The organism is Campylobacter vicugnae, from assembly GCF_002139875.1.
Lineage (GTDB): Bacteria > Campylobacterota > Campylobacteria > Campylobacterales > Campylobacteraceae > Campylobacter > Campylobacter vicugnae.
In genome coordinates this window covers 460,617-474,293 of record NZ_CP018793.1, presented here as the reverse complement: position 1 = coordinate 474,293, position 13,677 = coordinate 460,617, and the positions used below count along the sequence as shown (strand labels likewise).

10 protein-coding genes are annotated in these 13,677 nt (G+C 32.2%); 2 read left to right on the top strand and 8 right to left on the bottom strand.

All coding sequences use genetic code 11. The annotated features are described in order from the left end of the window. Positions 1–46: 46 nt before the first annotated feature. The gene (locus tag CVIC12175_RS02485; protein ID WP_086254120.1) at positions 47–1,237 is read right to left on the bottom strand and encodes an ABC transporter permease; all 1,191 of its coding nucleotides are present in this window, start codon (positions 1,235–1,237) and stop codon (positions 47–49) included. Beyond that, the gene (secA, locus tag CVIC12175_RS02480) at positions 1,237–3,780 is read right to left on the bottom strand and encodes a preprotein translocase subunit SecA (protein ID WP_086256824.1); all 2,544 of its coding nucleotides are present in this window, start codon (positions 3,778–3,780) and stop codon (positions 1,237–1,239) included. Before secA ends, CVIC12175_RS02485 begins: the two co-directional genes overlap by 1 nt. 117 nt (positions 3,781–3,897) lie before the next feature. Here secA and lolA point away from each other — a divergent pair, with 117 nt between their 5' ends. Then, positions 3,898–4,413 (top strand): LolA-like outer membrane lipoprotein chaperone, encoded by a 516-nt coding sequence (gene lolA / locus CVIC12175_RS02475; protein ID WP_086256825.1) that lies wholly within the window; start codon positions 3,898–3,900, stop codon positions 4,411–4,413. Here lolA and CVIC12175_RS02470 read toward each other — a convergent pair. Next, positions 4,406–4,909 (bottom strand): hypothetical protein, encoded by a 504-nt coding sequence (locus CVIC12175_RS02470; protein WP_086256826.1) that lies wholly within the window; start codon positions 4,907–4,909, stop codon positions 4,406–4,408. The genes lolA and CVIC12175_RS02470 overlap by 8 nt on opposite strands. Beyond that, on the bottom strand, positions 4,906–6,213 hold the full coding sequence (locus tag CVIC12175_RS02465; protein ID WP_086315825.1) for an ATP-dependent DNA helicase: 1,308 nt from the start codon (positions 6,211–6,213) through the stop codon (positions 4,906–4,908). Before CVIC12175_RS02465 ends, CVIC12175_RS02470 begins: the two co-directional genes overlap by 4 nt. A 51-nt stretch (positions 6,214–6,264) precedes the next feature. Between CVIC12175_RS02465 and CVIC12175_RS02460 the strand changes: the two genes are divergently transcribed. Further along, on the top strand, positions 6,265–8,178 hold the full coding sequence (locus tag CVIC12175_RS02460) for a bifunctional C40 family peptidase/M15 family metallopeptidase (RefSeq protein ID WP_086315824.1): 1,914 nt from the start codon (positions 6,265–6,267) through the stop codon (positions 8,176–8,178). Here the strand turns inward: CVIC12175_RS02460 and gltS are convergent. The 4 genes from gltS to CVIC12175_RS02440 form a co-directional block, all read right to left on the bottom strand. Beyond that, positions 8,165–9,367, bottom strand: a complete 1,203-nt coding sequence (gene gltS, locus CVIC12175_RS02455) for a sodium/glutamate symporter (protein WP_086256828.1) — start codon at positions 9,365–9,367, stop codon at positions 8,165–8,167. The genes CVIC12175_RS02460 and gltS overlap by 14 nt on opposite strands. 170 nt (positions 9,368–9,537) lie before the next feature. Next, entirely contained in the window at positions 9,538–10,689 is a 1,152-nt protein-coding gene (gene ftsZ / locus CVIC12175_RS02450; RefSeq protein ID WP_086246754.1) for a cell division protein FtsZ, read from the bottom strand. Positions 10,690–10,704: 15 nt separating this feature from the next. Further along, a complete protein-coding gene (ftsA, locus tag CVIC12175_RS02445; RefSeq protein WP_086302468.1) occupies positions 10,705–12,138 on the bottom strand; it encodes a cell division protein FtsA in 1,434 nt (477 codons plus the stop codon). Positions 12,139–12,140: 2 nt separating this feature from the next. Continuing rightward, positions 12,141–13,613, bottom strand: a complete 1,473-nt coding sequence (locus CVIC12175_RS02440) for a peptidylprolyl isomerase (RefSeq protein ID WP_086302469.1) — start codon at positions 13,611–13,613, stop codon at positions 12,141–12,143. Positions 13,614–13,677 lie beyond the last annotated feature (64 nt).

The window sequence follows — 13,677 nt, the reverse complement described above, 5'->3', positions numbered from 1 at the left end:
ACATAAACCTAATATTGTGCCAAAAACTACTAAACTCTAAGTAAATTTATTCATTTCTTAAGGTAGTTAAAATATCTACATTACTAGCTTTTTTGGCTGGATAATATGATGATAGCAAAACAATTGCTATCGCACCAATTAAAATCATTGCCAAATCGCTTAAAGCTAACTCCATTGGTAATTTTGAGCTTCCATAAACATCAGCAGGTAAATTTACTATATCAAAGCTACCTAGCAACCATACCCCAAAAAGCCCCAAAATAAGACCAAAGATTATCCCACTTCCTCCAATTACAACACCTTGAACAAAAAAGCTTTTTTTAATCTCGCTTTTACTAGCACCAAGTGCAAGCAAAAGAGCAATCTCTTGACGACGATTCATCACAGTCATCAAAAGTGAGCTAATAATATTTAAACTAGCTACCAAAATAATAAGCATTAAAACAATAAAAAGCGCCCTTTTTTCTAGCTCTAAAGCACTAAAAAAATTACCATTTTGCTCCCACCATCCAACAGCTCTTTGACCTGGGGATAGATTTTGATTTAATTTGATAATATCGTTTTTTGGATTATCTGAGTAGATATGAATTCCATCATATCTACCGCTTTCATAGCCTAAAATTTTAGCCAAAGCATTAACATCTGTATAAGAATAAGCCTTATCATATGCGATTAATCCAGAGCTAAAATTTGCTACATAATTAAATCTTTTCATTGTCGGCATAGATACCAATCCACCAGCACTAAGCTGCATAAATAGCATAGTAACCTTCTCATTAAGCGAAAGGGCAAAATCATCAGCAATTCCCTTGCCAAGAAGAATCTCAAAACCACTTGGAGTAGTATTACTAAGTGCTTCTTTTACCACAGAGTTTATCTGTTTTTCATCATCAAAATTTACTCCAAACAATAAACCACCTTCAAGCTTATTGCCATGTTTTACAATAGCTTGAGTAGAGATATATGGGCTAAATTTAAGATGATCAAACTCTGTTTTTAATCTATCTACATCATCTTTATCAATTCCGCCTTTAATATAGCTTAAAATTGTAATTGGATAATTCATAGTAAAGAGTTTTCGCTCAAATTCCTTATCAAAGCCGTTCATAATAGCCATAGCTATAATAAGCACCATAAGACCAACGCTCACACCCAAAAATGCCAAAATTGCTGATAACGCAATAAACGGCTGAGAGCGATCAAATCTAAGATATTTAAAAAGCAGATACCTAACCACTAGGCAAAAACTCCAATTTTTGGTCCGCTTTTACCACAACACTCTTTAAATTTAGCTCCGCTACCACACGGACAAGGTGAATTACGAGATGGTTTTTTATCTATTTTAACTGACTCATTTGTAGTTTTGTTTAGATTATTATCTGGTTCTTCACTCTTAAATTTAACTATTTGCAGAGTTTTTACACTCTCTGTTTTTAGTCTATTTACTAACTCCATAAATAGATTATAACTCTCTTTTTTATATTCAGTTAGCGGATCTTTTTGATTATATCCTCTTAAGCCGATTCCAGTCTTTAAAATATCCATTTGATATAGATGCTCTCTCCAAGCAGCATCTAAAATTTGTAGATATAGTAATTTTTCTATGCCTTTTCTTTGTTCAATATCTATTTGCGACATCTTTAGCTCATAATCAGCAGCCAATTTATCTACAATAAATCCTTTAAGCTCATTAAAATCAAGCCCTTTAAGCTCATTTGGATCAATATCAATTAGACTATTTTCTTTTACCACAAGAGCCAATCTATTCATATCAAAATCTTCGCTTAGCCCACCTTCTATAACATCAGCCTCGCTTAACATCATTAATACTAAATCTTCTCTATTTGAGATTATTTTCTCTTTTAGATCGCTATTTGGATCTAATAGCTCATCTCTATACTTATATATTGTCTTTCTTTGCTCATTTGCTACATCATCATATTCTAATACATGCTTTCTACTCTCAAAATGTAGGCTTTCTACCTTTTTTTGTGCATTTTCTACTGCACGAGTAACTAGCCTACTTTCTATGCTCTCACCCTCTTCGATTCCAAGTCTTTCCATAATTGCTTTAATCTTATCACTACCAAAGATTCTAAGAAGATTATCTTCTAAGCTTAGATAAAATCTACTAACACCAGGATCGCCTTGACGACCAGCGCGCCCTCTTAATTGATTATCAATACGGCGACTCTCGTGTCTTTCAGTACCAATAATATATAATCCACCAAGAGCGCGCACCTCATCATCAATACGAATATCTACACCACGACCAGCCATATTAGTTGCAATAGTTACAGCACCTTTAGCTCCAGCTTCGGCAATGATTTGTGCCTCTTTTTCATGGTTTTTAGCATTTAATACAGAGTGAGCTATACGCTCTTTAGCTAACATTTTATGGAATAACTCACTTTTTTCGATGCTTGCAGTACCTACTAATACTGGCTGACCTTTAGCATTTGCTATTTTTATCTCTTCTATTACAGCTTTAAATTTCTCATTTTCACTCTTATATATTAAATCATCTTTATCCACTCTTTTAATCGGTAGATTAGTTGGGATAGAGATTACATCTAAATTATAAATTTGAGCAAATTCAGCCGCTTCAGTTTGTGCTGTACCAGTCATTCCAGCAATTGTTCCATACATCCTAAAGTAATTTTGAAAAGTAATATCAGCTAAAGTCTGGCTCTCTTCTTGGATTTTTACACCCTCTTTAGCCTCTAAGGCTTGATGAAGGCCTTCGCTAAATCTTCTACCTTCGCTTAATCTACCAGTAAATTCATCTACAATTACCACGCCTTCATCACGAACTACATAGTGTACATCTTTTTCAAATAGATTATGTGCTTTAAGTGCTTGGTCTAGATGGTGGCTTAAGATTGCATTTTCTAAATTATATAAATTTTCTACACCAAATAGCTGTTCAGCTTTAGCGATTCCAGCCTCAGTTATTATTATAGTTCTACTTTTTTCATCTACTGTAAAATCCCCAGTTGGCTTATCTTGTGGTGTAGTAGCTGGCTCTCCTCTTTTCATAGCTCTTGCTACCTCATCAGCCTTAATATATCCATCTAATGTGCGATTAGTAGGCCCTGAGATAATTAATGGAGTTCTAGCCTCATCTATTAAGATACTATCAACCTCATCTACAATTACAAAGTTATGCTCTCTTTGCACCTTGCTAGATAGTTCAAATTTCATATTATCACGCAAATAATCAAAGCCAAATTCATTATTTGTACCATATGTAATATCAGCATCATATGAGGCTTTACGCTTACTATCATCATACTCACCACCTACTATAATACCAACACTAAGGCCTAAAAAATTATATATAGCACTCATTTGAGTAGCATCGCGTTTGGCTAGATAGTCATTTACAGTTACTACATGGACCCCTTTTTTATCCATTGCGTTTAAAACAACTGGTAAGGTTGCTACAAGAGTTTTACCCTCACCTGTTTTCATCTCTGCAATCTTGCCTTCATTTAAAACCATACCGCCTATTAATTGCACATCAAAGTGTCTCATATTTAGCGTTCTTTTTGATACCTCTCTAACAATAGCAAAAACATCATTTAATATACTATCTTTAGTAACCTTACTTTCTATTAAAGAGTTTTGTAAAGCAACAAATTCAGCCCTTAGTTCATCATCATTTAAGGCTTCATATTTTGATTCTAAGGCATTAATTTTGGCTACTCTTTTATAATACTTTTTAATCTCTTTATCGTTTTTGGTTCCAAATATTTTTTTAGCAATGAATGAAAGCATATTATATCCTATATTAAAATAAGTTGCTATTTTATCTAAAATCCCTTAAATTTAGGCTTTTATTTGTTAAGTTTGGCTACAATCTGCAATTATAAATCATTAAATTAAAGGCAAAATATGAGAAAATTTATATTAATCTTTATTCTATCTTTAAATCTTTTTGGCTCTAGTCAGCTTGAATTTAAAACTCTTTTTGGAGATTTTATTCAAACCATTACTAGTCAAGACCAAAAAATAAGCTATACTGGAACATTAGCCATAGATAAAGAGATTGGAGCATTTTGGCACTATAAAACTCCAGCTACAAAACTAATCTATTTTAATAAAAAACAGGTAGTAATAATCGAACCAGAACTAGAACAAGCCATAATAACAAACCTAAAAAACTCCCCAGATATAGCCAATATTTTACAAAATGCCAAAAAACTAACAGATAATGAATTTCAAACTATCTATGATGATACAACCTATAATATTATAATAGAAAACAACCTACCAAAACTCATTAGTTACGAAGATAAACTAGGCAATCAAGCTATAATTGAATTTACTCAAATAAGCAAAAATCAAACAATAGATACACAGCTATTAATCCCACAAATTCCAAATAATTACGATATAATTGCTAATTAAAATTCTTATTAAAATTATTGTCTGGGATTAAATTTTCCACCTGTGGCAAGCTTGGCAATGTCGGCATAGCCGGCACTGCTGGAAGGCTTGACTCATCATCATTTAGCATATCTTTATGCATAGCTTTTATGGCATCAAGTATCTTTTGGATATTTGTCTCTTCTACAAATTTAAGCTTGATGATATATATCTCATCTATACTAATGGAGTATTTTTTATCTATATATTTTATAAATGTTGTCTTAAAGCCCTCTTTGCCTTTTGATGTCATAATATCTTCAGCATAAAAACTTCCTACAATTATATTTAAAGCATCATAAATAGGTGCTTTTGGCACATTATCATCTCTAGTTATAATCTCTAAATCTATAGAGATTTTTTTAAGATTATTAGCATCATATTTTGAGTATAAATCACTCTCAAACCCCTCAATGCTAACTACATCAGCAAAACTAAAACCGCACAAAATCATCATAAATAAAATAATTTTTTTCATATTTTTTCCCTTATAAATTTCTCTTTTGCATAAAATTCATTTACACTTTGGTCTATATTTACCACACTTTTTAAATATGAGTAAAAATCTTTACTTCTAGTATATATTATACCAAGCTCATCCCAACTAATAGCCCTTGATAATGCCACATATAGCTGTCCATTAGCAAATATATGATTTAAATTACACACTAAACGCTTAATACTCATACCTTGTGATTTATGTATGGTAATAGCGTAAGCTAGTTTTAAAGGAAACTGGACAAACTCAGCTCTTATATTTTCTTTAATATCTTGCCCATCTTTTTTATACTCAAATAGCCAATAGGTAAATGGAACTACCTCAACTACTACACCATTATCTTTTAATACATTTATGCTTATAATCTCTCCGCTACTATCTTGATTTATCTCTTGAATCTTGCCTTGTTCGCCATTATAATACTCACCCCATTTATTACATAAAAACATCACCTTGGCATCTTTTTTAATCTCTAATTCTCTTAAGGCATTTAAATTATTTACCCATTTATCATAAGTATCCTTATGCAAATTATCATCATATATTTTTTCATTAGCTTTTATTTTCACAAGCAAATTTGGAATTTGGGCTAATTTTTTAGCATTTAGCATATCAGCTTCAATATTTCTGCCAAACAATATTATACTATCATTTGGAATTGTATTTGTAATTTTAGAGCTTAATGCCTTATAAATTTCACTATCTATAATACCTAACCTAAGGCGTGAAAGCATAGAGTAAAATTGCATATCAGATGTTCTTTTAGAGACTACTAATTCAATATTTATAAATTTAAGATTATACCAAGCCGTAGAAGAAAAGGCGTAATTAAAGTTAAACAATCCAATACTATCTTGCTTTTTAACTGGCGGAAGCTGATAAAAATCTCCAACCACCATCACACGACCGCTAAAACTGCCTTGTATTAGCCTTAGCCATATCATCTCCATAAGATCCGCACTTACCATAGATATCTCATCTATTATTAAAAGATCAATATTTTTAATAATATTAAATAACTCTTTTAATTTCTCCTTTTGTTTTTTATCAAATAGATTAAGCTCTAAATAGTTGCTACAAATCCCAAATTTAAAAAAGCTATGAATACTTACTCCACCAATTCCTACAGCACTTATACCAGTACTTCCAAGAGCTACTACTCTTTTATTGTTTTTAGAGTAGATATGCATAATCTTTGTAGTCATATAGCTCTTGCCTACACCGCCGCCACCAGTAAGAAATATATTGTGTTCTTTAAGTAGTTCTAAAATATGATTTAACAAAACAATTACCCTATTTTTGTTATAATTATACCCAAAAACTCAAGGATAAAAATGCGAATTTTACCACTAATTTTACTATTTTTTATATTTTTAGGCTGTTCTAAACAAAGTTATACTTTAAGTGAGTTAAATTTAAATTTAAATCTAGATTTAAATCAAAATGCCAATATACTACCAGATACAACTCTAAATATAAAATCTGACAAAAATGAGCTTTTAAAAAGATATTTTAGCATTTGGGATAATGGGTTTGATGTCAATATAACAGATGCTATGTGGGCATTTAGCACATACACACATCAAAAGCAAAAATATTATGGAGAAAGTCAAATTTTAAGAGATGAAGATTGGTTTAATAAGCATAGACAAAATGCAAATTTTGCCGCTTTTAAAACTATTTTAAAACCAGCAATTGTCCTAAAAGATACAGCAGTTAGAAGTTTTCCTACTAATGAAAGACTATTTTTAAGCAATAAACCAGGCGAAGGATATCCATTTGATTATCTGCAAGACTCAAATTTAGAAGCTTATCACCCGGTGCTTATTTCACACTTTAGCCTTGATGGTGCGTGGGCATTTATACAAAGCGATTCATTTACTGGATTTATATCAAGTAGTGATTTAAAAATATTAAGCAACAATCAAGCCAATAAACTTAGAAAATCTAAATTTGCTATATTTATTAAAGATAAAATTGCAATCAAAGATAAGCTTGGAACTTTTAAATTTTACTCTAGAATAGGCGGTTTAGTACCATATACAAAAGTAGAAAATGGTAATTTTATTACACCTGAGGGGTATAAAATTAGTCAAAATATCGCTACAACTTCACTAGATCTAAACTCGCAAAATGCTAAAACTATTATAAATGAGATGTTGGGTATGAATTATGGCTGGGGAGGAATTGATAGTTTGCGAGATTGTTCGGCATTTACCAAAGATTATTTTGCTAGTTTTGGGATATGGCTTCCACGCAACTCAAAAGCCCAATCTAAAATTGCTAAAAGCATAAATTTAAAAGATCTAAACAATAATGAAAAAAAAGCGAAGATTATTGAATTTGGCATACCTTATGCTACGCTTTTATATATGCGTGGCCACATAATGCTCTATACTGGAGCAATAGATGATAAAATCAGCGTTACTCATGCTTCTTGGGGATTAAAAACTAAAAATAATGCCAGAGCCATCATCGGACGCACTGCTATAACTGATATAGAAATAGGCAAAAATAGAGATGATATTAGCAATGATCTATTAAGCCTTGTAGAATCGATGAATATATTAGCTCCAAATCCAAAATTAGCACTTCAAAGTAGTTATGATATTAAATTTAAAAATAATAATATAATCTTTAGTAATGGAGAGTCTATGCCTTATGAAAGCAGTAGCGATATTTTAAATAATCCTGGAGTAAAAGATATGTTTGCTCTAGATTATCCACTTTTAAAACCTCTAAATTCTAAGTTAATAGATGCTGGTAGAATCAGAAATAAGCAGTTTTTTGGAGAAATTTATGGCAAAAATGAAGCAGAGGTAAAGGCAAATTTAACTGAGGTTATCTGGCTAAAAAATAGTCTAAATCAAAAGCTTAAATTTAGTTCCATCAATGGCGCTGCACAAGCACTACAAAGAGTTAGCGATGAGCTTGATATCTTAGTAGAAAATGAGCCAAATTTAATTATCTATCTTAAGGATATTGGTGGAACATTTAAGTATAGAAATATAGCCCAAACCAATCGTCTCTCAGCTCATAGCTGGGGAATTGCTATAGATATCAATGTAGCACACAGCCACTACTGGCTATGGCATAAAGATGGATATCAAAATCAAATTCCATATAAAATTATAGAAGTTTTTGAAAAAAATGGATTTATCTGGGGCGGCAGATGGGAGCATTTTGATACTATGCATTTTGAGTATCGCCCAGAGTTTGCCGCCCTTTATAATACTAATGGAAAATAGGTAGGCTTACCATTCCAGAGATTACAAATGCATTTATAATATCTATAAAGAACGCACCAACTAAAGGAACTACAATAAATGCCATATGGCTTGGACCATAATGTTTAGTTACTGTTTGCATATTTACAAGTGCTGTAGGCGTCGCACCAAGACCAAATCCACAATGCCCTACTGATAGCACTGCTGCGTCGTAATTTTTACCACAAAATCTATATGTAATAAATATCGCATAAAACACCATAATAACAATTTGCACTATAAGAATTGCTAGCATTGGAAGCGCAAGAGATATAAGCTGAGAAATATTGATAGTCATCAAGGCAAATGCTAAAAATAGCGATAGACTCACATTACCAATTACAGAGACTTCACGATCAAATACTGTATGAATTTTAGTAATTGATAAAAGATTTCTAAGCACTGCACCAACTAGCAAACACCATACAAATGTCGGCATAGTAACAAATGTTACAATTTTTTTTAGTTCAGTACCTACAAGCAAACATATAGCAATAAGAGCTAAAGACTCAACAAATGAACCAGCAGTAATCAATCTCTCTTTTTCAGGTTTTTCAAATAGAGTCGAATCATCTTTATTTGCTACATTATTAGCTATTAGATTATTTTTAACCACTAAATATCTAGCCACTGGACCACCGATAATACCACCAGCAATTAACCCAAATGTAGCTGCTGCCATTGCTATTTCCATAGCTGGAGCATAACTATAAGGCTCTTTTATAAACTCAGCTGCCCATGCTGCGCCAGTACCATGTCCGCCACTCATTGTAATTGAACCTGATAGTAGGCCAATAAGTGGATTTTCACCCATAGCCAAGGCTACACCGACACCGGCTAAATTTTGTAAAATCAATAAGCCAGTAACTATAAATAAAAATACAAAAAGAATTTTTCCACCCTTTTTAAATGCTGCAAAATCAGCACTAAGACCTATACTAGCATAAAATGCAAGCATTAATGGATCTTTTAAAGAGCCATCAAAATTAAAATTTATTCCAGCATATCTATTAGCGATAAATATTGCAACAGCTACAATAATACCACCTACAACAGGCTCAGGAATATTATAATCTTGCAAGAATTTGCTCTTTTTGATAATAAAAGCACCTAGTAAGAGTACAAAAACCATTGCACAAAGAGTTGAGTAAAAATCAAGTGTAATTTCCATTTAACCACCTTAAATTAAATTTGATTTATTATTATATTTAGTTTAGCTTAAATAAAAGGTAGATTTTGGAATTTGTAGTTAAATTTAAGTTATAAATAAAAGATAGATTTAAGAGTTGGTGGCCAAATTTAAGCTTGACCACCAAAATATAAGGGGGAGAATATAATAAATTAGTCTAATTGATGACGACTAATAGTTGGAATATCTAAATCATCGCTATTTATATTTAAATCTAGCCCAGAGACTCTACGATAACTAAATATACTCTCTTTTGGCTCTTCAGTTTTAACCGGAGCGCTCTCTTTAGCTGGTTGAAGTTTAGCTACATTATTATCACTAAAACCAGTAGCAACTAAGGTTACTAATACCTTATCAATAGGCATATTAATATCACATTTTGTACCCCAGAATATATCTGCATCAGGATCAGCTGCTGATTCTATAATTTCCATAGCCTCAGTCATATCACTCATCGGACAATCTGGATGGATAGTAAAATGAACTATAGCACCCATAGCACCTTTAATATCCATATCATCTAAAAGTGGAGATTGCATAGCGCATTTTAAAGCCTCTTGAGCTGCACCATCGCCTTGAGCCTCACCAACTCCCATAAGCGATAAACCTCTATGACTCATAGCTGTTTTAACATCAGCAAAGTCAAGGTTAATATCACTTTCGCCATGGCTAAGCACTATAGAACTCATACCATTTACAGCGCGTGCCAATATACTATCAACTATTTTAAAACTATCTTTTATGCCAGCTTTTCTATCTACTATATTACTTAATTTCTCATTTGGTACAACTACTACGCTATCGCACTCTTTTTTAAGCTCATTAATCCCTTCAACAGCAAGGCGCATTCTTTTATTGCCTTCGAATTTAAATGGGGTGGTAACTACGGCAATTGTCAATGCACCAATCTCTTTAGCAGCTTGAGCTACAATAGGAGCTGCACCAGTACCAGTACCACCGCCAAAACCAGAAGCTATAAATACAATATCAGAATACTCCAAAGTTGTCTTAATCTCTTCATAGCTCTCAATTGCAGCCTCTTTACCAACATTTGGCTGCATACCAGCACCTAGACCTCTAGTTTTTTTCTCACCTAGTTGAATTTTGTGTGGAGCTGTTGAGCTATCTAAGGCTTGCGCATCAGTATTAGCAATTATTAGATCTACAGTTTTCATACCATCTTCATTATTAATACCTTCTCTAATGATATGATTGATCATATTACCGCCGCCACCGCCTACGCCGACAACTTTTATCTTAGCACCATAAATATTCTTTTTTTCTTCTACAGTAAAACCACTCATCACAAGCCCCCTTGATTAAAATAAATTTTTTAAATAGTTCACAATTTTAGAAACAGAGTTCACCTTATCTAAGTTCATATTTGATTTTAGATTGTTTTTATCACTATTATCATCGATCTTTAAATCCAACTCAACTTTTGGCTTAGATTCACTTTTTGCCACCGGCTCATCATATATGCTAAAGTTACTGCTTGATACAGGCTTACTTGCATTATCGTCTAACTCCTTGATAGATACAAAAGGATTTGGCTTTAGCATTATCTCATCTTTATAGCGAAGCTTTCTTTCAGAATCTATCTCATATGGAGTAAAATATCCAGCACCATATAAGCAAAGCCCAATTGCACATGAATTTGATGGATCTTTAAATACATCAATTGAGCTTTCAAATTCCCTTGGTCTAGCAATTCTAACTGGCATATTATCAAAAATCGCAGTTGCTAGCTCTTTAAGGCCTTCAAGTTTAGCCATACCACCAGTTAAGACTATTCCAGCTGATGCATACTCCTTATATCCACTCTCACTTAGCATTTTAGCCAAGATCATCAAAGCCTCTTCAACACGCATATATATAACATTTATTATCACATTTATATCTACTTCGTGGCTTGAGTTTTCATCGCCTAAATCTGGCAAGACTATAAGCTCATTATTTTTAGCTTTTAGTGTTCCATATTTTATTTTGATCTCTTCAGCTACTGCTGGTGGAGTATGAAGCACTGTAGATATATCTGTAGTAATATTTAAACTACCTACTGATAAAAAATCATTATATCTAATTGAATTTCCAGAGTGAATTACCATATTACAACTTGAACCGCCAAGATCTATAAGTACAGTGCCTAAAGATTTTTCATCTTCATTTAGCGTAGAGATAGCAGAAGCATATCCTGATAAAACTATATTATCAGCTTTTAAGCCGGCCTTTTCTATAGCTTTTCTTAAATTCATAATAGCAGATTTTTGTACAGCTATAATGTGAGCTTGCACCTCTAATCTAGTACCATTCATACCTAGAGGGTCTTCTATATTATCTTGTTCATCAACCTTAAAATTATATGGTAAAGTATGCAAAATCTCATAATCATGCGGTACTTTAACCTTATATTCAGCCGAGCTTATAGCACGTTCGATCTGCTTAATTGTAACCTCTTTTTCAGGAATATTTATCACATCTTTGCAGTCTATATTCTTAGCATCTTTACCAGATATAGAGACTATAACCTTATCAAATTTAGTTCCAGCAACTCTTACTACATCGCTTACTACTGACTTTATAGAGTTTGATGCTAGTTCAATATTTGTAATTGAACCCTTTTTTAACCCTTGAGATTTAATCGTTCCCATACCAATAACTTTAACAGAGTTATTTGACCTTGGGTCGTGCTCTACCATCACAGCACAAATTTGCGTAGAGCCAATATCAATACCTAATATTTTAATTCCCACGATTACTGACCTTTATAATATTGTTCTATCTTATATCTATGTTGAAGAGATGAGAGTAAATCTTCTATTAGTTGCTCATTTTTAATGCTAAGGGCGCTATTTCTAAGTAAATTTTCATATCCAGATAGCTCCTTAGCAGTTACTAATTTTTGATCTAAAATTTTATACACCACAGCCTTATTACCCAAAATTACATAACCATCTTTAGCACTATTTGCAAAAATTAAATTTACAAACTCACTTACTTCATTTTCGCTTAAGCCCTTAATTACAGGTCTGGTATCTCTAGCTACAAAACCAATATCTGTACCATTAAAGTTATTTAATGCACTCTTAGCTTTAGCCTCTAGGTTCTTGCTTAATTTATTATCTATATAATCATCTATTATAAACTCTTTAGCGTTTTCATAAGCCATAGGCGTTGGAAGCTCTTTTGATTCTAGTTTTGAGATTAAATATCCATCTTTATAATCTACTCTATATTTAAATGGTTTTATATAATCTCCAACTTGTGCATTTTTTAACTCTTCAAAATCAAATCCATAATCCCCATCTAAAGCAACTATATCAAACTCAAGTTCTACTTCGCCTTTTTTTGCTTTTAAATATTGGCTTAATGCTAGTTTTCTAGTTTGTCTCATATCATAATCATCTTTTACACGATCTTTAGCTGCTTCAAAGCTTAAAATTTTATCAAATCCATCTCTATACTCAGCTCTATTTTCTTCATAATACTCTTTTAAAGCAGTTAAATTCTCATCACTTGCAACTTTTGGTATAAATTTACTTTTAAGAGTATATTTGGTTTTGGTTAGATATTTATCTTTATTTTTTTCCCAAATTGATTTTAACTCATTTTCATCTACTTTTATGCTAGATTTATCCTCATTTATTATCTGTATTGATACCCTATCTTGCATAAAATAACTAGCTGCTAACATATCAAAATCTTTTGAGTTTGCATCAACCCTTAAAGCATTAAATAATTTATCAAGCAATAAAGTATTAGCCAAATTATGCTCATAATCTTTAGGCGTGATTCTGGCTTGTTTTAGTGCGTTTTCATATTTTGCTTTATCAAATTTACCATCAATTAAAAAGCTAGGATCAACCATCAAAGCTAGTATTATCTCCTCATCAGATACACTCAATCCTAGTTCATCAGCATAATTTAGCATTATATTATCTTGGATTAATCTTTGTAAAACTATCTTATCAAGACCCATTTGTTCGGCTTGTTCTTGGCTAAATTTACCATTTGAGGCATTTACATAATATTCATACATTGTGCCATATTTTTGTTGAAATTCACCAATTGAAATACTTCTATCGCCTACCTTTGCGACAGATTTTGCACGATTAGTATTCATATCATAAGCACCCCAGCCTACAAATCCAGCACCCACAAATGCTATAGTGCTAACCCAAATCGTAACAACTAAATATTTTTTATGTTTTTGCATCCAAGTTATCATTAACACCCTTTTATAAAATAGACAATTAAACGGCCTTATTGTATCAATAATTGCTTTTAAATTA